This window comes from Pseudogemmobacter hezensis, from assembly GCF_013155295.1.
Classification (GTDB): Bacteria; Pseudomonadota; Alphaproteobacteria; order Rhodobacterales; family Rhodobacteraceae; genus Pseudogemmobacter; species Pseudogemmobacter hezensis.
Window position 1 is genome coordinate 1 of the sequence record NZ_JABJXT010000011.1, and the last position, 26,220, is coordinate 26,220.

30 protein-coding genes, 1 other RNA gene and 1 riboswitch are annotated in these 26,220 nt (G+C 59.1%); of the genes, 22 read left to right on the forward strand and 9 right to left on the reverse strand.

The window, feature by feature from the left end:
• Positions 1-2: 2 nt before the first annotated feature.
• The gene (locus HOY34_RS13005; RefSeq protein WP_172363547.1) at positions 3-263 is read right to left on the reverse strand and encodes a hypothetical protein; all 261 of its coding nucleotides are present in this window, start codon (positions 261-263) and stop codon (positions 3-5) included.
• Between the two features lie 219 nt (positions 264-482).
• Here HOY34_RS13005 and HOY34_RS13010 point away from each other — a divergent pair, with 219 nt between their 5' ends.
• The 7 genes from HOY34_RS13010 to HOY34_RS13040 all read left to right on the forward strand — a co-directional run bounded on the left by HOY34_RS13010 (position 483) and on the right by HOY34_RS13040 (position 3,605).
• Positions 483-989, forward strand: a complete 507-nt coding sequence (locus HOY34_RS13010; RefSeq protein ID WP_172363549.1) for a hypothetical protein — start codon at positions 483-485, stop codon at positions 987-989.
• The gene (locus HOY34_RS13015) at positions 982-1,281 is read left to right on the forward strand and encodes a hypothetical protein (protein ID WP_172363551.1); all 300 of its coding nucleotides are present in this window, start codon (positions 982-984) and stop codon (positions 1,279-1,281) included. Before HOY34_RS13010 ends, HOY34_RS13015 begins: the two co-directional genes overlap by 8 nt.
• Positions 1,256-1,603 (forward strand): hypothetical protein, encoded by a 348-nt coding sequence (locus tag HOY34_RS13020; protein ID WP_172363553.1) that lies wholly within the window; start codon positions 1,256-1,258, stop codon positions 1,601-1,603. The genes HOY34_RS13015 and HOY34_RS13020 overlap by 26 nt, the downstream gene beginning before the upstream one ends.
• A gap of 38 nt (positions 1,604-1,641) precedes the next feature.
• A complete protein-coding gene (locus HOY34_RS13025) occupies positions 1,642-2,244 on the forward strand; it encodes a hypothetical protein (RefSeq protein ID WP_172363555.1) in 603 nt (200 codons plus the stop codon).
• Between the two features lie 14 nt (positions 2,245-2,258).
• Positions 2,259-2,507 carry a hypothetical protein gene (locus tag HOY34_RS13030; RefSeq protein ID WP_172363557.1) on the forward strand — a complete coding sequence of 83 codons (249 nt, stop codon included), beginning with the start codon at positions 2,259-2,261 and terminating at the stop codon, positions 2,505-2,507.
• 598 nt (positions 2,508-3,105) lie between these two features.
• Positions 3,106-3,429 carry a hypothetical protein gene (locus tag HOY34_RS13035; RefSeq protein ID WP_172363558.1) on the forward strand — a complete coding sequence of 108 codons (324 nt, stop codon included), beginning with the start codon at positions 3,106-3,108 and terminating at the stop codon, positions 3,427-3,429.
• The gene (locus HOY34_RS13040; protein WP_172363560.1) at positions 3,426-3,605 is read left to right on the forward strand and encodes a hypothetical protein; all 180 of its coding nucleotides are present in this window, start codon (positions 3,426-3,428) and stop codon (positions 3,603-3,605) included. Before HOY34_RS13035 ends, HOY34_RS13040 begins: the two co-directional genes overlap by 4 nt.
• 96 nt (positions 3,606-3,701) lie before the next feature.
• On the opposite strand, the gene HOY34_RS13045 is transcribed toward HOY34_RS13040, so the two are convergent.
• On the reverse strand, positions 3,702-3,998 hold the full coding sequence (locus HOY34_RS13045) for a hypothetical protein (protein WP_172363562.1): 297 nt from the start codon (positions 3,996-3,998) through the stop codon (positions 3,702-3,704).
• A gap of 245 nt (positions 3,999-4,243) precedes the next feature.
• Between HOY34_RS13045 and HOY34_RS13050 the strand changes: the two genes are divergently transcribed.
• On the forward strand, positions 4,244-4,498 hold the full coding sequence (locus tag HOY34_RS13050; protein WP_172363564.1) for a hypothetical protein: 255 nt from the start codon (positions 4,244-4,246) through the stop codon (positions 4,496-4,498).
• A 238-nt stretch (positions 4,499-4,736) separates the two neighbouring features.
• On the opposite strand, the gene HOY34_RS13055 is transcribed toward HOY34_RS13050, so the two are convergent.
• Entirely contained in the window at positions 4,737-5,009 is a 273-nt protein-coding gene (locus HOY34_RS13055; RefSeq protein WP_172363566.1) for a hypothetical protein, read from the reverse strand.
• Positions 5,010-5,036: 27 nt separating this feature from the next.
• Entirely contained in the window at positions 5,037-5,222 is a 186-nt protein-coding gene (locus tag HOY34_RS13060; protein ID WP_172363568.1) for a DUF4365 domain-containing protein, read from the reverse strand.
• A gap of 67 nt (positions 5,223-5,289) precedes the next feature.
• On the opposite strand from HOY34_RS13060, the gene HOY34_RS13065 reads away from it, so the two are divergent.
• From HOY34_RS13065 to HOY34_RS13105, 9 genes are all read left to right on the forward strand, one after another.
• The gene (locus tag HOY34_RS13065; protein WP_172363570.1) at positions 5,290-5,526 is read left to right on the forward strand and encodes a helix-turn-helix domain-containing protein; all 237 of its coding nucleotides are present in this window, start codon (positions 5,290-5,292) and stop codon (positions 5,524-5,526) included.
• 275 nt (positions 5,527-5,801) lie between these two features.
• Positions 5,802-6,596, forward strand: a complete 795-nt coding sequence (locus tag HOY34_RS13070; RefSeq protein WP_172363572.1) for a DNA adenine methylase — start codon at positions 5,802-5,804, stop codon at positions 6,594-6,596.
• Positions 6,583-7,170: a hypothetical protein gene (locus HOY34_RS13075; protein ID WP_172363574.1), complete on the forward strand. Its 588-nt coding sequence runs from the start codon at positions 6,583-6,585 to the stop codon at positions 7,168-7,170. The genes HOY34_RS13070 and HOY34_RS13075 overlap by 14 nt, the downstream gene beginning before the upstream one ends.
• Positions 7,167-8,333, forward strand: coding sequence for a DGQHR domain-containing protein (locus HOY34_RS13080; protein ID WP_172363576.1), 1,167 nt, complete (start codon positions 7,167-7,169; stop codon positions 8,331-8,333). Before HOY34_RS13075 ends, HOY34_RS13080 begins: the two co-directional genes overlap by 4 nt.
• A gap of 233 nt (positions 8,334-8,566) precedes the next feature.
• Positions 8,567-10,840, forward strand: a complete 2,274-nt coding sequence (locus tag HOY34_RS13085) for a baseplate multidomain protein megatron (protein WP_366926961.1) — start codon at positions 8,567-8,569, stop codon at positions 10,838-10,840.
• Between the two features lie 190 nt (positions 10,841-11,030).
• On the forward strand, positions 11,031-11,837 hold the full coding sequence (gene cysE / locus HOY34_RS13090) for a serine O-acetyltransferase (protein WP_172363580.1): 807 nt from the start codon (positions 11,031-11,033) through the stop codon (positions 11,835-11,837).
• 40 nt (positions 11,838-11,877) lie between these two features.
• Entirely contained in the window at positions 11,878-12,513 is a 636-nt protein-coding gene (locus tag HOY34_RS13095) for a lysophospholipid acyltransferase family protein (protein WP_172363582.1), read from the forward strand.
• Positions 12,510-13,451, forward strand: coding sequence for a phosphatidate cytidylyltransferase (locus HOY34_RS13100; RefSeq protein WP_172363584.1), 942 nt, complete (start codon positions 12,510-12,512; stop codon positions 13,449-13,451). Before HOY34_RS13095 ends, HOY34_RS13100 begins: the two co-directional genes overlap by 4 nt.
• A 3-nt stretch (positions 13,452-13,454) precedes the next feature.
• Positions 13,455-14,144, forward strand: a complete 690-nt coding sequence (locus HOY34_RS13105; protein ID WP_253944442.1) for a CDP-alcohol phosphatidyltransferase family protein — start codon at positions 13,455-13,457, stop codon at positions 14,142-14,144.
• 110 nt (positions 14,145-14,254) lie between these two features.
• Here the strand turns inward: HOY34_RS13105 and HOY34_RS13110 are convergent, their stop codons facing one another.
• From HOY34_RS13110 to pdhA, 3 genes are read right to left on the reverse strand one after another with little or no spacing between them, the layout of a single operon-like run.
• Positions 14,255-15,586 (reverse strand): pyruvate dehydrogenase complex dihydrolipoamide acetyltransferase, encoded by a 1,332-nt coding sequence (locus HOY34_RS13110; protein ID WP_172363586.1) that lies wholly within the window; start codon positions 15,584-15,586, stop codon positions 14,255-14,257.
• Between the two features lie 13 nt (positions 15,587-15,599).
• Entirely contained in the window at positions 15,600-16,985 is a 1,386-nt protein-coding gene (locus HOY34_RS13115; protein WP_172363588.1) for a pyruvate dehydrogenase complex E1 component subunit beta, read from the reverse strand.
• Positions 16,986-16,999: 14 nt separating this feature from the next.
• Positions 17,000-17,986 (reverse strand): pyruvate dehydrogenase (acetyl-transferring) E1 component subunit alpha, encoded by a 987-nt coding sequence (pdhA, locus tag HOY34_RS13120; protein WP_172363590.1) that lies wholly within the window; start codon positions 17,984-17,986, stop codon positions 17,000-17,002.
• Positions 17,987-18,174: 188 nt separating this feature from the next.
• Between pdhA and ssrA the strand changes: the two genes are divergently transcribed.
• The 3 genes from ssrA (at position 18,175) to HOY34_RS13135 (ending at position 21,090) form a co-directional block, all read left to right on the forward strand.
• Positions 18,175-18,524, forward strand: a transfer-messenger RNA (tmRNA) gene (gene ssrA / locus HOY34_RS13125).
• 172 nt (positions 18,525-18,696) lie between these two features.
• A riboswitch (cobalamin riboswitch) is annotated at positions 18,697-18,896 on the forward strand.
• A gap of 157 nt (positions 18,897-19,053) precedes the next feature.
• Positions 19,054-20,037: a DUF1852 domain-containing protein gene (locus HOY34_RS13130; RefSeq protein ID WP_172363592.1), complete on the forward strand. Its 984-nt coding sequence runs from the start codon at positions 19,054-19,056 to the stop codon at positions 20,035-20,037.
• A 24-nt stretch (positions 20,038-20,061) separates the two neighbouring features.
• Positions 20,062-21,090 (forward strand): methionine synthase, encoded by a 1,029-nt coding sequence (locus tag HOY34_RS13135; protein WP_172363594.1) that lies wholly within the window; start codon positions 20,062-20,064, stop codon positions 21,088-21,090.
• 85 nt (positions 21,091-21,175) lie between these two features.
• Here HOY34_RS13135 and HOY34_RS13140 read toward each other — a convergent pair whose 3' ends face one another.
• Positions 21,176-21,622, reverse strand: a complete 447-nt coding sequence (locus HOY34_RS13140; protein WP_172363596.1) for a GNAT family N-acetyltransferase — start codon at positions 21,620-21,622, stop codon at positions 21,176-21,178.
• Complete coding sequence (locus HOY34_RS13145) at positions 21,619-23,013, reverse strand: dipeptidase (RefSeq protein WP_172363598.1); 1,395 nt, start codon at positions 23,011-23,013, stop codon at positions 21,619-21,621. The genes HOY34_RS13140 and HOY34_RS13145 overlap by 4 nt, the downstream gene beginning before the upstream one ends.
• A gap of 408 nt (positions 23,014-23,421) precedes the next feature.
• On the opposite strand from HOY34_RS13145, the gene hemA reads away from it, so the two are divergent.
• Entirely contained in the window at positions 23,422-24,651 is a 1,230-nt protein-coding gene (gene hemA, locus HOY34_RS13150; protein WP_172363600.1) for a 5-aminolevulinate synthase, read from the forward strand.
• Positions 24,652-24,833: 182 nt separating this feature from the next.
• Positions 24,834-26,114, forward strand: coding sequence for a helix-turn-helix domain-containing protein (locus HOY34_RS13155; protein WP_253944444.1), 1,281 nt, complete (start codon positions 24,834-24,836; stop codon positions 26,112-26,114).
• Positions 26,115-26,220 lie beyond the last annotated feature (106 nt).

Sequence of the window (26,220 nt, forward strand, 5' to 3'; positions counted from 1 at the left end):
GTTCAGATCCGCATCGCACTCATGAACCGCTTCACATCACTCGGAACGCCCGAGACCGTCCGCATGCGCTGAAGATAACCGGGAAAGGGGTATCTGCGCCCCCAAGCCGAATAGCGCAACAAAGCCCCTTCGAGGCAATACCTCGGCAGCCCATTGGTAAAATGAAGATGTGGATGGTGGCGGAGCTGGCGAGGCACCCCTTTGCCGGACTGCTCATTTAGGCTTTCGGCAATCCGAGTATCCGAGACTTCGCCGAGCATCATCCGAGTCCCCTGAGCGCTGCTGTATCAGCTCGGGGGAGCATCCTGCGCAGTCAGGATCGGTCTGAACGTCGTCAGGCCGAACTGCTGGTGTTCTGTGAGGCCCTTGCCTGACATGCTGATTGTCAGAATAGGAAATCCCGTGCCGAATTTTTGCACCCATAACGCCCTGATCTGATTGGGTGAATAGGTGGGCAAAAAGCCAAACCCGAACAGGGCCCGATGAATCAGCTATCCCAATATGAGAGCTATAACCTGGAAGTTGCGAGCGAAGAGGCCAAAGGTCAGTTTCTTCGCCACATGCTTGCGGGAAATGGTCCGATGCAAGCTGCCAGGTTGGCGGGTTGCGGGGTATTTGAGCTCTATCTGGCCCGCTGTGCAGATGCTGACTTTTCGGACCTCTGGCACCTCGCCGAATTGGCGCGGCGGGATGAGATAATTCATTCGACCCTGGCGAAGGCGATGGCAGCCTCCGGGACCGTTGTTGACGATTGGTTACGGGATGAGCGGGGGGAGTTCATTCTTGATGCCGATTTCAATCCTGTCCGCGCGCAACGCCTCGTCGGCGGTAACACTGCTATCCTGTCAAAGCTGTTGGAGAAGGTGCTTGCATCAGCCGATAAGCCCGCCCCCGGCGCAACGGTCCAGATCAATAATTCGCAGTCGTCGGCCGATGTTCTCCCGCCCATGCCGCGCCTTGTGAACCCTGCGGAGGACTTCGATGGCTGACACTCTTCAAATCATCACGCTCTATGTGACAGCGGGCGGTGTGGCGACAGTTCCAGTCCAGGGCGGGCACGTGACCTGCCGGGTCACCCTGGGCCACATTTCTGCCGAAGACGGCCTGTTGTCTGAACTTGAAGGCGGCGCCGAGCGGCTGCCATGGGCGTCGAAACAGAGCAAGTTGGAAGCCGCAGAGGTGATCCGATCAAGAGACAGCCTTGACGGTCTGATGAAGGAAAAGCTGCTCCGGCTGCTGGCGCAGGCGTCATTCTATGATCCCGGCATTGGAGTTGATTGATATGAGGAACCCGCGCAAAGCACGGCAGTTCTCGCAGATCGTGGGCGAAGCGTGCGGCAAGGCTGGCCTCGGCGCTGATTTCTCTGATGCTCGCAACGCCTGCCGACTTGTCGCTGCTACTATGGCAGTACAGGGCACGACCGATCTGCCTTATGGCAGCACAGTCGTTTTCCAGGACGCACTGGAGGCAGCGATCGGTCGGCGTCCTTCGAGCCAATCCATGCGTTGGTATGCGTCGAAGGTCCGGACAGACGCTAGCGCAATGGCCGCTGCCTTTGACTTCCCGCCGGAGTGGCGCGAACTGCTGGTTTGCGGTCCTTAACCTTCCCGGCATCGTGAGTGCAGCCAGAGGACTGCACCATGAACATCGCCGCCATCAAAGAAAAGCTTGCCGAACTCGCGCCCAAGGTCGCGCAGTTCCAAGCGCGAGGTCGCAAGCCGCGCGACCTCAGTGCAGACGAAAAGCGCCTTGCGCTGACAGACGGTGCGGCATTCGACGCCGTTGCCAAATCGATCCAGGACGAGACGCTCGCTGATATGCGCGCCGAGGCGGCCTATCAGACATTGCAGCAGGATTTGCAGGCCGCCGAGGCCGCCGAGCGCACGAAAGCAATGGAAGTTGCACGGGCAGAGCGCGCCGAGCTCCTGGCTCTTCGTGGTGAGGCCTCGCAGCAGGTTGATGCTGCCCTCGCTGATGCAGATGCTGCTGTGGCTCACCTGCTGGCGCTGTCAGCGAAAATTAGCCAGCTTGACCGGGCATGTGGTGAGCCGGACGCCAATCGGGCTTCGCACGGCCTGCTGACCTTGGCGCTGCGCCGCACGGTATCAGCGAAGGCCCCGGCGCTCCACAAGCTGATCGGTCAGCACATTCCGAACGCCGCAGCGCGGGGGCGCGGGCTGTCCGACATCATGACGCCAGCGGGCTATGACTTCGGGCAGCACAATGCCGCTGACCCATTTTAATGAGGGAAATCAATATGGACCCGAGGCTCAACGCTTTGCTGGCGAAGGTCGCCGAAGAAAAGAACCTTCGGAAGCGCGCGGAAATCATCCGCTCCAACGCCGACGAGATGCTTGACGATATGGCGAAGGAACACGCTGCGCAGAGCAATGTCGGCTATTTCGACGCCTACGACGCCGTCACCAAGTCTGAGCTCGGTGCCCGGATTCTTGGCACGCGCGAAGAGGCGGCAAGGCTGATCGAAGGTCAGTCGCCCAGCGAGTAACAAGACGCGACCGCTCTCTCCTTTTTCTTTGCCGTGTCCTTTCGGCAGATGTCCCCGGAGAGGCGGCGACAGGGACCCCTCGTCCTGTGTGCAGGTTGTAAGGGTGCGTTCCCGGGGGGCAGGGGTCAGTGCCTGCCTCCGCATATATACCCGAGGGGGCTTCATCCTTCTTCTCGGGGTGGCCCATCGGCTGGGCGGAAGAGGTCGGGGTTTTCACCCCGGCCTCTTTTTCATTGGCGCGGTATTCGTGTTTCGACCAGTAGCAAAGAGTGAATTTTCGACCCCGAGCCATGGTCGATAAACGAAATAAGAAAAATACGTTCCTGCCTGGTGTTCTTCATAAGCATTAATTGTATCCCATGCTTGGCAGATTTTCGCTTATCTTGTCCAATTAATAGTTGTCTGGATATTTTTATGGTCCCCGATTCTATTGCTTTTGCGGCCGACCGATTCGATTGAAATGATAGTCGACTTACCCCTTTACAGCTGCGAACTTGATGGAGCCGATTCGATGAAAAGGCCGGGATGAGCCGAGGTGGGCGAACCCTGCGATGCATCACGGTGACTGATATGCAGTCGCCGCTTACAGGAGATTACTATGACTACAGGTAACCAGGATTTCACTGGGCTTTCCAGTCATGCCCAAATGCTCGACTCGACTTTCCCCAACGGGGTTATCGGGCTGAACCGCGTAGAGAAAGTATTTATCGCAGCAAACGCACTGCAAACCACCAATGCAGAAGCAATTTGCGACCTGATTGGAATTCCCCAGAAGGAGGCGATCTGGTTGCTTGGGTGCCTAGAAGATGCTGATTGGAATGTTGCGGATGCCATCGAGCGCGACGCGAATTGCCAGAGCATTAACCATGCTCTGAACCAAGAGACCTATTCGATCCTTCGCATGAATGGAGTTGCAAAATGAAACGGCATAAATTCAATGACGTTGAACTCGTAAAGCTGCTGGTAATGGCAAATAACTCTATCACAGGTCGCCATATCCACGACCTTACCGGTATTCGCGTTTCTTCCGCCCAGAGCAACGTTAGTGCTGCACGGCGCGCGTTGCGGGAACAGCGCGAAGAACAGGCCAGCGCGTAACACAGAAGTCCTTGGTTCGGGTATCTTTAATCACCCGGACCAAGGGCTTATCACGGGGATGGGCAGTCGAGGCCAGATATGGACTCGACCGCTGGCCTAATTTTCATCACGTTCGATCTTTCGCTTTGCCCGGTTTCTGATATTCCAGCGCCTCTTTGCCGCAACCCGCTTCTGCTGTGCCTCACGGGTGTGGGCTTTATCGTGCAGCCAATTGTCAAGCGTTGATGCCGCCCATGTTTTCCCCAGGGCGTTCATGGCGACCGCCGCCACGCTCCGCCTGTCCCGGCGTTCTATGTGTCTGACGATGACCCTGCAAAACGACTGGCATGTTTTCGTTCTGGTCAGGCGGGGGAGCAGTTCTGCTGCCATTGCCTCGGCTTGCTCGGGTGTCATGGGCGGCTCCTTCACGCCGATCATGCCCCGGAACACGCTGACCGTGGACCGCCAGATATGCCCCCTGGTTCGATATGGCTGCGGCTTGTGCTTTCGGTGCACGGCGCGCTCAGGTGCATCTGGCCGATGGCCGCCGAAGCGAAATGTCATCTAAAGTTGGGGTATAGGGCGCTCGCTTCCGCCGTCTCTCGCGACAGCATCCAATCATCCCTGCCATGGCGGCCGGGCGGATATGGAGTTACCGCATGACTAGCGAGAAATCGGGATCCCTGAGCGATGCGACAATGGAAGACGAAAAGCGCCCGACCATCGGGGCGGAGGTGGCGACGCTTCTGATGGACGCCGGCCTCTCATACCCTGACATCGTAGATGGGATCCTGGTGATTTTCCCCAACGCGAAGACCACGGCAAGGTCGGTTGCATCCGTTGCAGCCCGACTGCGAAAGTCCGGCGTTGAAGTTCCCCTTCGCCGCGCAGCCAAGGGGAGTGCGGAAAAGTGAGGCCGCTCTTGTTGCTAAACCGGGTCGACCTTGATGAAAGCGTGGTTGAGCGCGCCACCCGGCGCGCAACCTCTTTGCGCAAGTTCAACCACGGGCGTCGGGCCGCTGACTTCATCGGCCCTGAGGATTGCCCAGACCGATACCCCGATGAGGACGCACTGGCTCAGCTGAGACTGGCGTTCGCTACATGAGGCGTTCCCCCGAATGGTAGATGAAAGGCCCTGATGGCGGGCCTTGTTCATTCCGCCATCAGGGCTTCCACCGCTCGGGTCAGCGATGCGATTGAGGTATGCCTATGCCCCACGTATCTGTCGGCTGAGGCCTCCATTCTGCTCGGCGCCATCACGTATTTGTTGGCCTGTTCGGTGGCCAAAGATGGCAAGTCTCGAAGCGGGATCAGCCATCCCATGGCCATCGTCAGTGTCTCCGGGTCCATAACGACTGCGATAATGACGCCGCCCGACACCTCAGAGTAAGTGGCTTTCCTGACATCAAACTGGACTGTCTTCACCGGCCGGTCTGGCGACAGGAGCCAGGACTAGACTTGGATGGGCAGGGCTCTGCCGGTCACCTTGTCCATAATGACCAAGTCAATCCCATGGTCGTCGGACAGTGGTTCGAAGGGCGAAAGCCGTCCACCGGACTGTGTCATAAGGGCGGTCGCTACATGGCGTTCGGCGATCTTGCCGCGCTGTGTTGAGGTGAGATTTGCCAGAAGTTCCATAATAATATCCTGATATGGGATAATCCTGATCTGGCATTACCGATGCCCGCATAGCTGGTCAAATGGAATGTGCGGGTTGGCGAAGAGCATCTACGATGAAGAGTATCGGGGGCTCATCCGCGCCTTGAAGGATGCGCGGAAGTCGGCGGGCCTGACGCAGCAGGACGTAGCCGACAAGCTTGATCGGCCCCAGTCGTTCGTGGCGAAAGTGGAAGGCTGCGAGAGACGCTTGGACGTGGTGGAGTTCTTGCGCCTGTGCAGAGCTATAGGAATCTCCCCAGCAGCAGTGCTACGAGAGGCATAGGGACGCGATTCTCACGGGGAAGGGTGAGAGATTTTGACCGTGCTCGTATCTTTGACAGTCGATTGGGATATGGTGGTTTTGGGGACTTGGTCGCGACAATGCAAAGTTGCTCGAAGCGCGGCAATTGGCGAGTTTGGTGGATGGCAGGGCAAGTTGGAAAATTGCTTTGCACATTATTGGTGATAGTTCGCGTTTTTCGTAACAACAACAACGTTTCGGCCTGCTTCCGGCAAGAGTAGGCTGTAAACTTAGTTCTGAATGAAGGAATTTCAGGTTTGCAGCCATTCATTAAGTGGGCAGGAGGAAAACGCTGGCTTGCATCGGATCCTTCCTTTAATTTTCCAACCTTTTCTGGGCGGTATATAGAGCCCTTCTTGGGCGGAGGTGCCGTATTTTTTCACCTGAAGCCTAAATTATCAATCATAAGTGATGTAAATCCTCGTTTGATTGAGGCTTATCGTGCGATTCGAGACAATTGGAGTGCCGTTTATTCTGAGTTGAGGCGAATGCAGCGATTGCATTCAAAAGATTATTACTATGAGGAGCGCTCAAGGCGGAGAAGAACATCTCACACGCGGGCAGCGCAGTTTATTTATCTTAATAGGACGTGTTTTAATGGTTTGTATAGAGAGAATCTTCGTGGGGAATTTAATGTTCCAATTGGAACAAAGGATAGCGTTATTTTCGAGGGGGAGGATTTCTCAAAAATAAGTGATGCTCTAAAGTTGGCGGATATACGTGTTTCTGATTTTTCGGATACACTGTCTGAGGCAAGGGAAGGTGATTTTGTGTTCGCCGATCCCCCATATACTACCGCGCATAATCTTAACGGGTTCGTTAAGTATAATCAGAAAATTTTCAGCTGGGATGATCAGATAAGACTCCGAGATGCGATATATTCGGCGGTGGACCGAGGTGCGGTTGTTTATCTCACTAACGCGGATCATGAGAGTATTCATGAGCTCTATAAGGGGGGTGGGGAGTATAGGTCTATTGGTAGAGCATCTGTAATGGCCGGAAGCTCGCATTTTCGCACTAAAACGACTGAGGCATTTTATGTCTTCAGGTGATGATGGGAATAATGGGAAAACATCATGGAAACCAAATATTGAGGTTTGTATGGAGTGGCTATCAGACAAACTGCCGGGGTTCACGAAATCACTTTTTGAGGTGATCGTCACAGTCGGATTTACGTTTATACCATTTTTCTTTCTTTCAATTAAGTGGTTGAAGTCGGACGGTGCTAATACCGCCTCGTCTTTGTCAGGGTCATTTTTGGGTTTTTGGCAATCTGGCGAAGTGGTTTTGCCTATTCTGGGAATGTGCGGAGCTGTAGTGGCGCTCTTGGCGCTGAATGTTGGTTATTTTTCTTGGTGGGTTCATGCTATTGTAGGACTAGTCGTTCTCATATTCACCATAGGATCTGGTGCGGTGCTGATTGCGACTGGGGGGATGAAGCAGTCGTTGAACTCGGAGCTAATTACTGTCGGCTTCGTCAGCTATGTGTCTCTCGCATTAATATGGCTTTTCCTGGCGGCGGTTGTTCGCACAACCGAAGCCCGGCCCCGAGGATCTGACAGGTATGCTCGCAAACTGCTCGATCAGGTCAATAAGCAACGCGATATTAAAGAGAGTCAATCATGACCGTCATCAATGTTCTTCGCGTCGCGCAGCCGATTGGCGAATTTTATATCGGAGCAATAGATTCTCGCGCTTTGCTTGAGATCACAACTGTTGATGTTCGCAACTTCAGTTTGGGCAATGCAGGGGAAATAGACGGGATTCAACGAGAGCTGTCTCGAACCAGATTGCGAGATCTGAGCCAGTATGTGAACTTGGATTATGCCACTTTTCCAACGTCTGTTATTCTCGCAATTGACAGCAGATGTGTGGACTTGTCAGATATTCCGGGATGTCAGGGCCTTAAAAGGCTGGAGATTTCGTCCTACGATGGCGAGGATGGTGGGAAACCTATACCGCTTGAGGCGTCTGCGTTTGTAATTGATGGACAGCATCGTCTCGCTGGGTTGGCGAATAGAGATGATAGTAAGGGGCCGTTTGATGTGAATGTTTCGATATTTGTTGGGGCTGACATATCTGATCAGGCGGAAATATTTTCACGTGTTAACTTGGCGCAAACAAAAGTTAATAAATCTCTAACATATGATCTTCTCGATTATGCTAGAGACAAAAGCCCCTATAAGGTAGCTCACGATATTGTTGTGGCGCTCAATGCTGATGAACGGGGGCCTTTTTATCGGAAAATTAAAAGGCTTGGGGTTCGGACACCAGGAGTCGATGGTGAGACATTGGCGCAAGCTACGGTCGTCGAGGGGCTGCTTCGATACCTTCCTCAAAACCAAGAGAAGGAAAGGACGAAAAGTATATTTGGGCGCTCTAGGTTTACGGAGCCAAATGAAGACTGGAGGCAGAGGATCTTTGCTAAATTTTACAGAGATGATGATTCTCTTTCCATATACATGAATGTTTCTAATTTTTTCGAGGCAGTCTCGGATAAGTGGGGGGATGCATGGACGAGCCCGGGGGAGGGTCAAATTCTTCCGCGGACGACTGGATACAATGCTCTTATAAGATTCATGAAAGATGCCTATCTTTCAGTCGTGTCGGAGCCAAGGATTGTTGAAAAAGAGGAATTTGCGGCTATACTGGAATTGGTGAATATTGATGGAGCTGATCTGAACAAAGATAATTACTTGCCAGGAAGCGCGGGTGCTGGGAAATTGTACGGACAACTCGTTCAGCAAGCGTTGCCGAGCAAATACTCTCAGGGGACGCTTTTCGACTAAGTGAGGTTGAGATGAGTTCCCTTCCATCTCTATGAATTTTTGCGTGCACATCCTTAGGTCATGCAGATACGCAGCTGCATGACCTAAGATGTTTGATTGTTAGTAACTGGCGCCATATCATTGATTATTGGTTTGGATATTTTGACGTCTTTTATGGTCCAGATCGGGTCTGAAACACCGGTGGAGGTCGAAAATACCAGGAAAATAAGGCCCCCGAGCGTTCTGGCACTGTAATCGACAATTACATGCCGCTGTCTGACTGGCGTGAGGGAGACGACCATGCCGATGCGACATGGGGGGCGGTCTGGAACCTTGAGTACCTCATGGCAAACATCGCCGGGGGCGAGGGATATGACTGGTATTATGACAGCCCCGAGGGCGAGACCGCGCAAAACCGTCTGCCAATCACCGATGGTGCCTATGACGAGCCCTGGGTCTTCCGCGTCAAAGATCTGCACAGCTGGTGGGGCAATCACCATCACAGCCGCAGCAATGGCAACCGAGCGCTGGCTCCGACAGCCTGGCAGCCTGGCTCAAAGCCGATCATCTTCACCGAATATGGCTGTGCGGCGCTGGATAAGGGAACCAATCAGCCGAATAAATTCCTGGATCTCTATTCCTCGGAATCCGCCCTGCCGCGGGCCTCGAATGGCGGGCGTGATGATCTGATCCAGATGCAGTATCTGCGGGCAATGGCCACCTATTGGGAGGATACTGCCCATAATCCGCGTGCCTCCCTCTATGAGGGGCGGATGGTGGATTTCAGCCGCGCCCATGTCTGGGCCTGGGATGCGCGGCCTTTCCCCGAGTTTCCGGGCAGGCGCGATTTGTGGAGCGATGGCGCATCCTATCTGCGCGGCCATTGGCTGAACGGACGGGCCACCAATCAGCCGCTGGCAGCCGTTCTGCGCGAGATCTGCGCGGGCGCGGGGGTGACAGAGCCCGAGAGTGCGCAGGCCTATGGGCTGGTGCGCGGTTATCTGGTCGATCAGGTGCAAAGTGCGCGTGCCTCGTTGCAGCCGCTGTTGCAGACATTCGGGGTGGATGCCTTCGACAGCGAGGGGCATCTGAACTTCGTGCTGCGTCAGCCCGGCATCGACCACCAGCTTGATCCGGCCGATTATGCCGTGGATGATCTTGCCGGGCATGGCGAGATCACACGCGCCCCCGCGCAGGAGACGGGCACGACGATACGGCTGGGCTATCTCGATGCCGACGGGAATTATGAGGCCCGCATGGCCGAAGCCCGTCACCCGGGCGAGGCTTTGCACAGCGTCTCGGGAACCGAGGTTCCGCTGGTTATGACCCAAAGCGAAGCAGGGGCCGCGACGCGGCGCTGGCTGGCCGAGACCCGGATCTCGCGCGATGCGCTGCGTCTTAGCCTGGCACCGTCCCGCATTGATGTGGGTGCAGGCGACCGGATCGCCACCGCAGATGGCAGCACCTGGCGGGTTGACCGGGTCGAGCAGGCCAGCACGCGCCGGATCGAGGCCACCCGGATCGAAGGCGGCATCTACGAGCCGGGCGATCATGAGGAGATGCCTGTCGCTCTTTTGCCCTTTGTCGCGCCGGTTCCGGTCTGGCCGCTCTTTCTGGATCTGCCGCTTCTGAAAGGCACTGAGGTCGCATGGCAGCCGCATATCGCGGTCGCCGCAAAACCCTGGCCCGGCGCAGTGGCCCTGTGGTCTGAGCTGGCAGCGGGTGGCTTTGGCCTCAGCCGCCTTGTGACCGCGCCTTCGGTCATGGGGCGGACCGAGACGCCCTTGCTTTGGGCACCACCGGGGCGGTGGGATCACGGCGCGCCTTTGCGCCTGCGCCTCTCGTCCGGGGTGCTGAGTGCGGCAGATCCGGTTGCGGTGCTGAACGGGGCCAATGCGATGGCGATCGGCGATGGCTCTGCCGGGAATTGGGAGGTCTTGCAATTCGCCCATGCCGAACTGGTCGCCCCGCAGACATGGGAGGTCTCTGTCCGGCTGCGGGGGCAGGCGGGGACAGATGGCATCACGCCGCCCACCTGGCCTGCTGGCAGCACTGTGGTCTTGCTGAACGGGGCTCCTGGACAGGTCGATATCGGCCCCGATGTCAGAGGCCTTGCGCGACGCTATCGCATCGGGGTTTCGGGCCGGGGCTATGATGATCCGAATGTGGTTGAGATCCGGACGGCCTTTGACGGCATCGGCCTGCGCCCCTATCCGGTGTGCCACCTGAAAGGTCGGGGCAGGCCGGGAACGGATGTCGCACTCAGCTGGATAAGGCGCACGCGAACAGGCGGCGATAACTGGCAGCAGCCAGAGGTGCCGCTTTCAGAGGAAAGTGAGGCCTATCTGCTGCGTGTTCTGGTGGCCGGGCAGATCGTCGCCGAACATACGACCACCGTGCCGCGCTTTGACTATCCGGCCAGTTCCCAGGCCGCCGACGGCGCAAGCGCAGGGTTCCGGCTGGAGGTTGCCCAGCTTTCGGCAAGTTTCGGGGCGGGGCCGTTCCGGGGGCATGCATTTACAGTCTGAGGTGGCTGGCCTTTCCGCGCCTGACACAACCGCGGGCCGGGTGAACCCTGGCCGGGGCAGATGCTCTGGCCAGGGTTCCGGTCCCGCCTTCGCGCCCCGCCATTACGCATTGCCGAAGGTGTCACAATAAAGGATACTCTGCCCGTGCTTTCTGTGATCCCCCGGGGATCGCAAAAGAAGGGGATATGTGATGGCGGAAACAAGACAGCTGGTGACCAGCCTTGACCCGGTCTGGACACGGATCTGCAGCGAGGCGGTCGAGGCCGTGCGCAATGAGCCGCTTCTGGGCGCGCTTGTGCATTCCGGCCTCTTGCATCACGCCACATTTGAGCGGGCGCTGGCCTTCCGTTTCTCGCTGAAACTGGCCTCGGGCGAGATGAGCGAGCAGATCCTGCGCGAAATCGCCGATGAGGCTTATGGCGCTTCGCCAGAGCTGGGGGCTGCCGCCCGCGCCGATCTGATGGCCGTTTATGAGCGTGACCCCGCCTGCCACCGCTATCTGCAGCCGGTGCTGTTTTTCAAAGGCTATCAGGCGGTGCAGGCCTATCGCATCGGCCATTGGCTTTGGCAAAAGGGCCGCGTCGATCTGGCCTATTTCGTGCAGATGCGGGTGTCTGAAACCTTTGGCGTCGATATTCACCCGGCCGCCCGGATCGGCAAAGGTATCATGATCGACCATGCCCATTCCATCGTGATCGGTGAGACGGCGGTGGTTGGCGACAATGTCTCTATGCTGCATTCGGTCACTCTGGGTGGCACCGGCAAAGAGGATGGCGACCGCCATCCCAAGATCGGCAATGGCGTTCTGATCGGCGCGGGCGCCAAGGTGCTTGGCAATATCAGCGTCGGAAACTGCTCGCGTATCGCGGCGGGCTCGGTTGTGCTGGAAGAGGTGCCGCCGAATACCACCGTCGCGGGCGTTCCGGCCCGGGTGGTCGGCAAGGCCGGATGTGCCCAGCCCGCCCTGTCGATGGACCAGCAATTCAGGGCGGAGTAACTTCGCTTTGGCGATTTCCGGCTTCTTTACAAAGCCTGCCTTGCGACGGGTCCTGGCCGGGGGTGCGGGGGCTGCGATCACGCTTTTCGCCCGCCTCGTGACCGCGCCGCGTGCGATCTGGGCGGGGATAGAGCCTGTTCAGAAGCAACGCGTCTATTTTGCCAATCACACCTCGAACGCCGATTTCGTGCTGCTCTGGACGGTGCTGCCGCCTGCTTTGCGCCAGCATACCCGCCCGGTTGCCGCGCTGGATTACTGGCTGAAAACGCCGCTGCGGGCCTTTATCGGCCGCGATGTCTTTAACGCCGTGCTGATCGATCGCCGCCCCGAAGAGCGCGTCGCTGATCCGGTGGCGCTGATGGGCGAGGCGCTGGCGGACGGCGCATCGCTGATCCTTTTCCCCGAGGGCGTGCGCAATATGACCGAAGAGCCGCTGCTGCCGTTTCGCAGCGGACTTTACCATCTGGCACGTCAAAATCCCGAAATCGACCTGGTCCCGGTCTGGATCTCTAACCTGAACCGGGTGATGCCCAAGGGGGAAATCGTGCCTCTGCCTCTGATCTGCACGCTGACATTCGGCGCGGCTTTGCATCTGGCCGAGGGCGAAGATAAGGCCGATTTTCTGGCCCGCAGCCATGCCGCCCTGCTGGCGCTGCGTGAGGGGGGCGGCCAATGAACGTGGCCCCGCATCTGATCTGGCTTTTGCTGGGGGTGGCGGCGATCCTGGTGGTCGCCACGCTGATCGGTGCTTTCTTGCGCGCGCGGGTTGGGCCGAAGGGCGACAATCCGGTCATTGAAAACCTGAATGCCCGTATCGCCGCCTGGTGGGGGATGGTGATCCTGCTGTCGCTGGCCTTTCTGGCCGGGAAAGCGGGGGTGGTGATCCTGTTTGCGCTGCTGTCCTTCTCGGCCCTGCGTGAATTTCTGACCCTGACCACCAAGGCCCGCGCCGATCACTGGTCGCTGGCGGGGGCATTCTTCCTGGTCCTGCCGCTGCAATACTGGCTGGTTTCTGTTGACTGGTATGGGTTTTACTCGGTTCTGATCCCGGTCTATGCCTTCCTGCTGATGCCGGTCGTTTCTGCCCTGCGCGGCGAGCCGAAAGACTTCCTGACCCGCGTGGCCGAGACGCAATGGGCGCTGATGATCTGCGTCTTTTGCGTCAGCCATGTGCCCGCGCTGCTGAACCTGAAGATCGTAGGATATGAGGGGCGCTCGGTCATTCTGATCGCCTGGCTGATCTTCACGGTGCAGTTGTCGGATGTGATGCAATATGTCTGGGGCAAGCTGTTCGGCCGCCACCCGGTTGCGCCGAAACTCTCGCCCTCAAAGACATGGGAGGGGCTGATCGGTGGGGTCCTGACCGCCAGCCTTGCAGGCGCGGCGCTGTGGTGGATGACGCCTTTCACCCTGCCAGAGGCGGCCGGGCTGGCGCTGATCGTCACCGTGATGGGCTTTTTCGGCGGCCTGGTGATGTCGGCGATCAAGCGTGACAAGGGCGTCAAGGATTGGGGGCATCTGATCCCCGGCCATGGCGGCTTTCTGGATCGTCTGGACTCGGTGGTCTTTGCGGCCCCGGTATTTTTCCACATCATACGTTGGTATTGGACCTGAGTAATGCGTGAAATCTTTACGGATGATGAGCCGCAACCAGAAGCACAGGCGCAGCCCGAGCAGAACCGTCGCCCGATAGAGGCACGGCGCAATCCGCTGATGCGGCGTCTGGCGCATGCGCTGGCGGCGCGTGAGATCACCCCCAATCAGATTTCCCAGGCGTCCGTATTCTTCGCGGCATTGGGGCTTTTGTTCTTCTGGGCGGCGCTGGTGTCCGGGCCGATCATGCAAAGCGTGCTGCTGGTGCTGGTGGCGGTGATGATCCAGCTGCGGCTTTTGTGCAATCTGCTGGACGGAATGGTGGCTGTCGAGGGCGGGGCGGCCACGCCTTCGGGCGCGTTCTGGAATGAGGCCCCGGACCGGGTGGCGGATCTGCTGTTGTTCTGGGGCGCGGGCATCTTTGCCGGATCGGCGGCCCTTGGCCTTGGGGTCGGGGCGCTGGCGCTGATCACCGCCTGGCTGCGCGAGCTGGGCCGTGCCGAGGGCTTTGCGCCGGATTTTCGCGGTCCGATGGCCAAGCCGCATCGGATGGCCGCGCTGACCGTGGTGGCGCTGGCTGCGGCGCTTTTACCGGTTTCATTCAGCGCGGGCAGCATCGTTTACTGGTCGCTGGTTGCGATCGCCCTTGGTATCCTCGGCACAATCTACCGCCGCGCAGAGCGCCTTTTGCGCCAGCTGGAGGTGCGTGGATAAGCGGCTGCCTGAAGGGACTTGGCCAGTCGGGATTGCACTGTCAGATTATTAAAATGAAAAGGCGGGGATTGCTCCCCGCCTTTGTTGTTTTTCCCGATGAGGCCAGGGCCTCAGGCCAGCATGGTCACCGGGTTTTCCAGCGCCTCGACCACGGCTTTCAGGAATTGCGCGCCGAGCGCCCCGTCAATCACCCGGTGGTCGACTGAAAGCGTCATCGACATCACCGTCGCCACGCCGATCGTGCCATCTTCCTGCACGACTGGCTTTTTCAGGCCCGCACCGACCGCAAGGATCGAGCCATGCGGCGGGTTGATCACCGCATCGAAATTCTCGATCCCGAACATGCCGAGATTTGAGATCGCAAAGCTGCCGCCCTGATACTCATGGGGCGCGAGCTTTTTCGACTTTGCCCGATGCGCCAGATCCTTCATCTCGGCCGAGAGCGCCGAGAGCGATTTCTGATGCGCGTCGCGCAGCACCGGGGTGAAAAGCCCGCCCTCGACCGCGACGGCAACCGCCACATCCGAGGGTTTCAGCTTCAGGATCCGGTCGGACGCCCAGACGGCATTGGCGTCTGGCACCTCTTGCAGGGCCAGTGCGCAGGCCTTGATGATGAAGTCATTGACCGAAAGCTTCACGCCGCGCCCGGTCAGGGCGTGGTTCAGCTCGGCCCGGAACGCCATCAGCGCGTCGAGTTTGACGTCACGGCGCAGATAGAAATGCGGGATGGTCTGTTTGGCCTCGGTCAGGCGGGCGGCGATGGTGCGACGCATGCCGTCGAGGGCGACCTCTTCGAAGTCGCGGTCCTGATACATTTTCAGAACCGTCTCGGTCGAGAGACCTGCCGCCGGCGCTTTTGCCGGGGCAGGGGCCGCCGCCACAGCGGGCATCGAGCCCGCCGCGCCGGCTGCTGCCGCGCCCGCTTTGGCGGCGGTCGCACCAGGCTGGGCCTGTTCGACATCCGCTTTGACGATGCGCCCATGCGGGCCTGTTCCCGTGACGGTCGTCAGGTCAACGCCACGGTCTTTGGCGATACGACGCGCCAGCGGCGAGGCAAATACCCGCGCGCCCGTCTGTTGCGGTGCCGGGGCGGCTGCGGGTGCGGCCACCGTTGCGCTGACGGCAGCTGCCGCCGCAACAGGAGCCGCCGCAACAGGGGCCGAAGCCGCAGGGGCTGCAACGGCAGCCGATGCATCCTCGCCCTCTTCCAGCAGCACGGCGATCGGGTCATTGACCTTCACACCTGCAGTGCCCTCAGCGATCAGGATCTTGCCGATCACGCCTTCGTCAACCGCCTCGAACTCCATCGTGGCCTTGTCGGTCTCAATCTCGGCGATCACCTGGCCGGATTTGACCACGTCACCCTCTTTCACCAGCCATTTCGCCAGCGTGCCCTCTTCCATGGTCGGAGAAAGCGCGGGCATCAGGATCTGAATAGCCATTCTTTCATCCTCCTCAGCGGTAGCAGACCGATTTCACGGCGGTGACGATTTCCGCAGGCGTGATCAGCGCCAGCTTTTCAAGGTTGGCGGCATAGGGCATCGGCACATCCTTGCCGGTGCAGGTCACGACCGGCGCATCCAGATAGTCAAACGCGCGCTGCATGATCGTCGAGGCCAGATGGTCACCGATGGATCCCACCGGGAAACCCTCTTCGACCGTCACGCAGCGGTTGGTTTTCTGCACCGATGCCAGCACGGTGTCATAGTCGATCGGGCGCAGGGTGCGCAGGTTGATCACCTCGGCCTCGATGCCCTCTTTCGCCAGCTCTTCTGCGGCGGCCAGCGCATGGCCAACCCCGATCCCGAAGGAGACCAGCGTCACATCCGACCCCGCCCGCATGATCGAGGCCTTGCCGAAGGGGATGGTAAAGTCATCGCCCACCGGCACCTCGAACGAACGGCCATACATGATCTCATTCTCGAGGAAGATCACCGGGTTGTTGTCGCGGATGGCGGATTTCAGCAACCCTTTGGCGTCAGCCGCTGAATAGGGCATTGCCACCTTCAGCCCCGGGATCGCCGAGTACCAGGCCGCATAGTCCTGGCTGTGCTGCGCACCAACCCGCGCCGCCGCCCCGTTCGGGCCACGGAACACGATGGGCGAGCCCATCTGGCCGCCCGACATATACAGCGTCTTGGCGGCCGAGTTGATGATGTGGTCAATCGCCTGCATCGCGAAGTTGAAGGTCATGAACTCGACAATCGGGCGCAGACCACCCCAAGAGGCGCCGACGGCGATCCCGGTAAAACCATGCTCGGTGATAGGCGTATCGACAACCCGCCGTGGGCCGAACTCATCCAGAAGCCCCTGGCTGATCTTATAGGCGCCCTGATATTCACCAACCTCTTCCCCCATCAGGAAGACGGTGTCATCGCCGCGCATCTCTTCGGCCATGGCCTCGCGCAATGCCTCGCGCACGGTCATGGTCTTGGTCGCCACACCTTCGGGCAGGTCCGAATGCGGCCAGCCTTTCGCGGGCTCGCTGACCACAGGGCGCGCGGCAGCTGCCGCCGGGACGGCCTCAATGGCCGGAGCGGCGGCGGGTTCCGCAGCTGCAACCGGGGCAGGGGCCGCAACAACGGCATCCGCGCTTTCACCCTCTTCGACCAGCACCGCGATCGGCGTATTCACCTTCACGCCCGCCGTGCCCTCGGCGATCAGCAGTCGACCCACGGTCCCCTCATCCACCGCTTCGAATTCCATCGTCGCCTTATCGGTCTCGATCTCGGCAATGACCTGGCCCGATTTGACCACGTCACCCTCTTTCACCAGCCATTTCGCCAGCGTGCCCTCTTCCATCGTCGGAGACAGGGCCGGCATCAATACTTCAACTGCCATGATCTCTCTCCCCCTCAGACGGTAATATCGGTCCAGAGATCGCTCAGCGGCGGCTCCGGGCTTTCTTTCGAGAACTCAGCCGCCTCATTCACCAGCGCTTTGATCTCTTTGTCGATGTTCTTCAGATCGTCTTCCGAGGCCAGGCCGCCCTGCAACAGCAGATCGCGGACATGCTCGATGCAATCCTTCTCGGTCTTGATCTTCTCGACCTCTTCGCGCGTCCGGTATTTCGCCGGATCCGACATCGAGTGACCACGGTAACGATAGGTCATCATCTCAAGAATGTACGGCCCTTTGCCCGCGCGGCAATGCGCCACAGCCTTCTCGCCCGCCGCCTTGACCGCCAGCACATCCATGCCGTCGACCTGCTCGCCCGGGATGCCATAGGCTACGCCGCGCTCATAAAGCGTGGTCGATTTGGTCGAGCGCTTCATGCTCGTCCCCATGGCGTATTGGTTGTTTTCAATGACGAAAATAACCGGCAGCTCCCAAAGCTCGGCCATGTTGTAGGTCTCATAGACCTGGCCCTGGTTGGCCGCACCATCGCCGAAATAGGTGAAGGTCACATTGTCATTGCCAAGGTATTTGTCGGCGAAGGCAAGTCCCGCGCCCAGCGGCACCTGCGCACCAACGATCCCATGCCCGCCGTAGAAATGCTTCTCGCGCGAGAACATATGCATCGAGCCGCCCTTGCCCTTCGAGTAGCCCCCGATGCGGCCGGTCAGCTCTGCCATGACGCCCTTCGGGTCCATGTCGCAGGCCAGCATATGCCCGTGGTCCCGGTAAGAGGTCAGACGCTTGTCACCCTCTTTCGCCGCGGCCTCCAGGCCAACGACAACAGCCTCCTGGCCGATGTAAAGGTGACAAAAGCCCCCGATCAGCCCCATGCCGTACAGCTGACCGGCTTTTTCCTCAAAGCGGCGGATCAGCAGCATTTCGCGGTAGTATTTCAGCAGCTCGTCTTTCGAGACGTTGGGCCTTGTATCAGGCTTACGTGCCATCAGGCTCCTCCCGGGAGAATGGTTTAGCGTTAAACCATCTATACAGCATCGGGGATTATTGGGTCAAAGCCAAAATGCAGCACAGGCGGTCTCTGGTTTCGGGCCTGCCCACAGGACCCCTGGAGGGGCCATAAAACGGCGCAAGGAAGGGGGGCGGGCATCGACCCTGATGGCTTCTGCAGGGGCTGCATCTTGCACCAGGCGGCAGGAGTTGCTACATATCCTCTGTCCGCAAGGACTATGGATATAAACGCGCATGGAATAGCTGGCTCGGACCCGGGGGCGGTACCCGGCGGCTCCACCAATACACCCCGGCATTGCGGGTGGATGGGGCCGAAACAGGATCGACGGACAGTCAAAGATGTTAGCTTTATCCCGGTGAGCTACTACCGTTATCGGTGCAAGCACAATAGTTGCCAATGACAACCGTGCTCCGGTGGCGATGGCTGCGTAAGCAGCTCTCAATACCAAAACTAAGTCCTTGCGCTTAGCCGCGTAAGGCGGGGCCCCCAGGAGCCTGGCAACAGAATCCTGGACCTTATCCCCCGCAATTGCCCCCGGACAGCCGCAGGCCCTATGCTGCGGCCCTGCCCATTTTTGCCGTCAATGGGCTGCGGGCCTCTTTGAAACGGCTGCTATTCGCAATTCCTCATGTTGAACATGAAGGAATTTCCGATACCGGCGCATTGACAGTTTTGCCTGAGAGGGCAAATTCTGCGCATGATTCAGGTGCCGGGGGAAGCCCCGGTTAAAAGGGAATCCGGTCACGGCAAATGCCAAAATCCGGAGCTGCCCCCGCAACTGTAAGCGGCGAGCCTGTCCGAATTGCCACTGGTGCATTTTGCGCCGGGAAGGCCGGACAAGGCAAAGACCCGCAAGTCAGGAAACCTGCCTGAATTGATCACCTGTTCCGGCCGCGGTGGGCGTGTCGGGGGCGGCTTTTCCGCAAAGGTGACTGCAAAGGCTTGCGCGATCTCTGTCGCGCGGGGCCGGCTTCGCAACATTCGTTGCGAAGTGTCTGTGTTTTAACGGCCTGAGAATTCAGGCCGCTCAGAAGGCATGTCGCAATGACGGATGAATTTACATTCCGGGTCACGAAAATAGACTTCGACGAGGATTACATCCCGGCGGAGACCACCCGTATCACCACCAATTTCGCCAACCTGGCCAGGGGGCAAAGCCGCAAGGCCAATTTGCACAATACGCTGCGGATGATCGACAATCGCTTCAATGCTCTGGCCTGTTGGGACAATCCGGCGGCAGACAGATATGCGGTGGGGCTCGAGATAATCTCGGTTGATATGACGATTGATGGTGTCACCACCGGAGGCATTTTTCCTCTGATCGAATTGCTCAGGACGGTTATCACCGACCGCAAAAGCGGCGATAAAATTGACGGCGCCGCGGGCAATAATTTTTCTTCTTACGTTCGTGATTACGATTTCAGCGTATTGCTGCCGGCATACAACAGGGGGAAGCCAAAATTCGACGTTCCCCAGAGCTTTGGCGAGCTTCACGGAAATCTGTTCAGATACTTTGTGAAATCTGAGGCGTACCGCAGCAATTTCAACAAACCCCCTGTGATCTGCCTCAGCGTATCCAGCAACAGAACCTATCACCGCACAGACAACTGCCATCCCATTTTGGGCTTTGAATACCGGCAGGATGAAAACTCTCTGACGGACAGGTATTTTGAGAAAATGGGAATGCAGATGCGGTGCTTCATGCCCGCCGGGGCTGCCGCTCCGCTGGCTTTCTATTTTATGGGGGATTTGCTGTCCGACTACACAAATCTTGAGTTGATCAGCGCGGTCAGCACCATGGAAACATTCCAGAAAATCTACCGCCCTGAGATTTACAATGCCAATTCACGGGCGGGCGCGGTTTTCCAGCCCAGCCTCAGCCACCAGGATTTCTCGCTGACGCAGATTGTCTATGACCGCGAAGAGCGCAGCAGGCTGGCATCTGAACAGGGGAAATTCGCCGAAGAGCACTTCATCAAACCGCATCAGGCCAGGCTTGAACAATGGTCGGCAAATTTCTCTCTGTGATCCCCGGCAATAAGGTTTACCGCTATGAATAAACTTCTTCCCACCGCCACTGCAGGCAGCCTTCCCAAACCCTCCTGGCTGGCAGAGCCCGAAAAACTTTGGTCGCCCTGGAAACTGGAAGGCGAGGTTCTTCATGAGGGCAAGCAGGATGCGCTGCGTCTTGCGCTGGATGATCAGCGACAATCAGGCATTGATATTGTCAGCGATGGCGAACAAACCCGTCAGCATTTTGTCACCACCTTTATTGAGCATCTCGAAGGTGTTGATTTTCAAAAACGTGAAACAGTTCGCATCCGGGATCGCTATGATGCCAGCGTGCCGACCGTCACCGGGGCCGTTGCGCGGCGTAATCCTGTCTTTGTCGAGGATGCGAAATTCCTGCGGCAGCAAACCAGCCAACCGATCAAATGGGCGCTGCCTGGTCCGATGACCATGATCGATACACTCTATGACGCGCATTATAAAAGTCGTGAGAAACTCGCCTGGGAATTTGCAACCATTCTGAACCAGGAGGCTCGCGAACTTGAGGCGGCCGGTGTCGATATCATCCAGTTTGATGAGCCAGCTTTCAATGTGTTCTTTGATGAGGTGAATGACTGGGGCATCGCCACGCTTGAACGCGCGGTTGAAGGTCTGAAATGCCAGACGGCCGTTCATATTTGCTATGGCTACGGTATCAAAGCCAATACCGACTGGAAGGAAACGCTTGGCGCAGAGTGGCGTCAGTATGAAAAGGTGTTTCCAAAACTCCAGGGATCAAGCATCGATATGATCTCGCTGGAATGCCATAATTCGCATGTGCCGATGGAGCTGATCGAGCTGATCCGCGGTAAAAAGGTGATGGTCGGCGCGATTGATGTCGCCTCAGAGCGGGTTGAGACCCCGGAAGAAGTGGCCGCTACGCTGCGCAAGGCGCTGCAATTCGTCGATGCCGAAAATCTTTGTCCCTGCACCAATTGCGGCATGGCACCATTGCCGCGCCATATTGCAAAGGCCAAACTGCAGGCCCTTGGGGCAGGGGCCGCGATTGTCCGCAAAGAGCTGGCGGGATAATCAGATCACGCCCTGCCGCCGCGACTTGCAGGCGGCAGGGCATATAAGCAGGGCGTATAATGCGCCAGGCAGGCGCGGGTCTGCGTTACAGTGTCAGCCGGTAACGCAGATGCCCGTCGCTTTTGACGAAGCTGTCATACAGCGCCTGGGCGCGTTTATTGGTCTCGCTGGTGTGCCAGTAAAGGCGGTTCCAGCCCTGCTGCCGCCCAAGCGTGACCAGATCCTCAATCAGCGCCCGCCCGATGCCGCTGCCCCGTGCATCGCTGGTCACGCAGAGATCCTCGAGATAACAATCCTCGCCGATCACCCAGGTCGAGCCATGCGTCAGATAAAGCGCAAAGCCCAGCACCTGGCCGTCACGCAGCCCGACCCGCCCCTTCAGGGGCGAAGCCGGATCCATCAGCCGCGCCCAGGTATGGGCGGTGACCTCGGGCGTCAGCGTGACCTCGTAAAAGGTCAGATATTCGTCCCAGATGCCGCGCCAGGCGCTCTCGTCGCCCGGTCGCAGCCCTCGGATCGTGATCCCGCTCATGCGATGCGGTCCAGCACCCGCGCCCAGGAGCGGATGCCTTTGTGGAAGCTTTTCACATCGTATTTCTCATTGGGCGAATGGATCGCGTCATCGTCATTGGCAAAGCCGATCAGCATCGCATCCATGCCAAGGATGGTTTTGAAGAAACCGGCAATCGGGATCGAGCCGCCCATCCCGGTGATCACGGCTTCGCGGTTCCATTCATCCGACAGCGCCTGGCGGGCGGCTTCAAACTCGGGGCGGTCGGTGTTCATCACGGCCGCGGGCGAGCCCTCAAGATTGTTGTCCCAGGTCACCCGCGCGTCAACCGGCAGGCGGGCCTCGACATGGGCGCGGACCTTTTGGCGCAGATCATCGGGGTCCATGTCGCCAACCAGGCGGCAGGTGATCTTGCAATGCGCCTCAGCCGGGATCACGGTTTTCGAGCCCGCGCCCTGATAGCCGCCCCAAAGCCCGTTGATCTCAAGCGTCGGCCGGGCCCATTGCTGTTCCAGCGTGGAATAGCCGCGCTCGCCATGCGGGACCGTATAGCCGACCGATTCGAGATAGTCCTTCTCGTCAAAGCCGCAATCTTCCCATTGCGCCTTCAGCGCGTTTGAGACCTCATGCACGCCGTCATAAAAGCCCTCGACGGTGACGCGGCCATTCTCGTCATGGAAGCTGGCGATGATCTTTGCGATCTCGCGCAGCGGGTTCAGCCCCGGGCCGCCATAATGGCCAGAGTGCAGGTCGATCTTCGGGCCATGCAGAGTGAATTCATCCTTCAGCATGCCGCGCAGCTGGCCCGCGATTGAGGGCACGCCGGGCGAGACCATTGAAGTGTCGCAGATCAGCGCCAGATCCGAGGTCAGCTCGGCTGCGTTTTCCTTCATGAAGGGGATCAGCGAGGGCGAGCCGGATTCCTCTTCGCCCTCAAGGAAGATCGTGATGCGGCAGGGCAGGGTGCCATTCACGGCCTTCCAGGCACGGCAGGCCTCGATGAAAGTCATCAGCTGGCCCTTGTCATCAGACGAGCCACGGCCCCGGATCACATCGCCTTTGGCGGTGGATTCGACAGTCGGATCAAAGGGATCGCGGTGCCACAGGTTCAGCGGGTCAACCGGCTGCACATCGTAATGGCCGTAGAAAAGGATATGGCGCTCGCCCTCGCCGGCATGGGCGACGACCATCGGATGGCCGGGCGTCGGGCGGGTGCTGGCGTCAAAGCCAAGCGCCTTCAGATCCTCGACCAGCCAGTCGGCGGCACGGGCGCAATCCTCTTTCCAGGCCGGATCGGTCGAGATCGAGGGGATGCGCAGCAGTTCCTTCAGCCGCTCGATCGCCTCTGGCAGGGCCTGGTCGATTCCGGCGAGAACTTCATCCAGACGGTGTTTGCTGGTCACGTCAGACATCAGCGACTCTCCTCAGATTGGTTTGGCGCGAAGGTGCGCCCTTGCAGCCCGACTGTCCAGAGCACCCCGGCTTTCGGCGCGGCTTCGGGCCTGGTTCGGGTATGGGTCGGGGCTGGTTCGGGGCTGGTTCGGGCCGGGGCCGAAAAGTCCCGCAGCCCAGACCCGCCCAAAAGCCCAGGTCCGCCCAAAAGCCCAAGGCCCGCCCAAAAGCCACAGCGCTTTTCGAAAAGCCGCCATGCGGGCGGGGATGGTTCCCTTTCGCGGCTTTGCGCGGTAAAGCCTCGGCCGAAGATATCGCATCAGGGGCGACAATTCGCCCGCTTTCATTACGCCCCTCTTTGACACATATCAGGGCCGGGCATGCGGATCCGCATCAGGATGGATCTGCAAAGACGTGAGGACGGACCCATGGATTATACTGCTGCGCTTGATGCTGCTTTGGGCAGGCTGCATGATGAGGGGCGCTATCGCACCTTCATCGATATCGAGCGCCGCAAGGGGCATTTCCCCCATGCAATCCGCACCCGCGCCGATGGTTCTGAGCAGAAGATCACCGTCTGGTGCGGCAATGATTACCTGGGCATGGGCCAGCATCCAGAGGTGCTGGCGGCGATGCATGAGGCGCTTGAGGCCACGGGCGCAGGCTCGGGTGGGACGCGCAACATCTCGGGCACCACGGTCTATCACAACCGTCTGGAAAGCGAGATCGCCGATCTGCATGGCAAAGAGGCGGCGCTGGTCTTTTCCTCGGCCTATATCGCCAATGATGCCACGCTTTCGACGCTGCGCGATATTTTCCCCGGGCTGATCATCTATTCCGACGCGCTGAACCATGCCTCGATGATCGAGGGCATTCGCAAAGGCGGCGGCGCGAAGCGGATTTTCCGCCACAATGACCTGGCGCATCTGCGCGAATTGCTGGCGGCTGATGATCCGGCTGCGCCGAAGCTGATCGCCTTTGAGTCGATCTATTCGATGGATGCCGATGTGGCGCCGATTTCCGCCATCTGCGATATCGCCGAAGAGTTTGGCGCCCTGACCTATCTTGATGAGGTCCATGCCGTTGGCATGTATGGCCCGCGCGGCGCAGGCATTGCCGAGCGTGATCGCCAGATGCACCGCATCGACATCATCAACGCGACGCTCGGCAAGGCTTACGGCGTGTTCGGCGGCTATATTGCTGCATCTGCGAAGATGGTGGATGCGGTGCGCTCCTATGCGCCGGGCTTTATCTTCACCACCTCGATCCCGCCGGTTGTTGCGGCAGGGGCGGCGGCGGCGATCCGTTTCCTGAAAGGCGAGGGCGGTCGCGCCCTGCGCAAACAGCATCAGGATCAGGCGAAAGCGCTGAAGCTGCGGCTGCGCGGCCTGGGCCTGCCGATCATCGATCATGACACACATATTGTGCCCGTCCATGTGGGCAACCCCATCCATTGCAAGATGCTCTCGGATATGTTGCTTGAGCAATTCGGCATCTATGTGCAGCCGATCAATTTCCCCACTGTGCCGCGTGGCACGGAAAGGCTGCGCTTCACGCCCTCGCCGGTGCATGGGGCAGCGGAAATCGACCAGCTGGTGAAGGCGATGGACCTGCTCTGGGGGCAATGTGCGCTGAATCGCGCCGAAGCTTCCGCCTGAGCGCTCTCGCATGTGCAAAAACTCTTGCCCTGTGTTAGGGTTTTAGCAATACGAGGTGAGATGAGTCGCGCGAATGTGAAGACTTATCTCGTGAAATCCGCCACCAGGGGCGCTGTCGGCATAAGGCAGCCCGCAAGGCAGGCAGGGTGTGGCGTGAATACAGGCTGGGGGACAGACATCGCATGATCAGCTGGAGGTCGAAACCTCAGGCAGTTGAACCGGAGAAGCCGAAGGGCTTTGACGACTTTGACTTGCGTCTCGGCGATATTATGCGCGGAGAGCGGGCGACGCTGGGGAAATCCCTGCTCGACGTTCAGCGCGAGCTGAAGATCAAGGCCACCTATATTGCCGCGATTGAGAATGCCGATATCTCGGCCTTTGAATCGCCGGGCTTTGTGGCGGGCTATGTGCGCTCTTATTCGCGCTATCTGGGCATGGATTCGGATCAGGCCTTTGCCCGTTTTTGCCGCGAGGCGAATTTCACCCCCGCGCATGGCATGTCGGCCCAGGCCGGAACGCCCCGGGCCGCCCAGGCGCGTCCGCGCAATGATTTTTCCGACCCGCTGGCCAATCCCGATCTCAGCTTTATCCCGCGCGGGGAAAGCTGGCTCTCAAAGGTCGAGCCGGGCGCTGTCGGCTCGCTTGCGGTGCTGCTCGCGCTGATCGGCGCGATTGGCTATGGCGGCTGGTCGATCCTGCAAGAGGTGCAGCGCGTGCAGCTGGCCCCTGTCGATGAGGCCCCTGCCGTCGTGGTCTCTATTGACCCGCTGCAGCAGGATGTCCCGGGCCAGGCGACGGCGGCGGATGCTGGCAATCGTGAGCCTGTCACCAGAACTGCAGCTGCCGGGGCAGAGCCCGATCTGATGGATCGCCTCTACCGCCCGCAGGCGCTGGACGTTCCGGTTTTCGTGTCGCGCAATGGTCCGATCGGGGCGATTGACCCGCGCAGTGGCGGGCAGGTGGCGAATGGGCAGGTGGCGCAGGCGCAAAACGGCCAGCCCGGCGATGCGTCGGGTGTGGTCCGCACGGCCGATGCTGGCGCGGATGGCGTGATCCAGCTGACGGCCGATGCGCCGCAGGGCGTGCAGATCCTTGCCGTACGTCCGGCCTGGATGCGCGTCAGCTCGGCCGATGGCACCGTATTGTTTGAGAAAATCCTCAACACCTGTGAAAGCTATCAGGTTCCCGCGCTTGAGGATGTGGCCTCGCTGCGCACCGGAAACTCGGGCGCGGTCTATTTCGTGGTGGGCGGCAAGACCTATGGTCCTGCGGGTCCTGGCGCGAATGTGGCCAGCAATATCGCACTTTCGCCTGAAGGGGTTACCGGCAAATATGCCGAGGCCAATCTTGAGAAAGACCGCGATCTGGCGCGGATCATGACGGCGGATGCCGATGGCGGCGTGGTGCCGAACCTGGCCGCCAGCTGTGCGACGGGCACCCAGCAGACGGGCACCCAGCAATAGATCCCGTATCTCTTTTGCAGATCGCAACAGCCCCCGCTAAAACGGGGGCTGTTCGCTTTGTGACCGCGGCGGGTTCCGGGGCAGGTTGCTCTGTCTGGCACTCAGG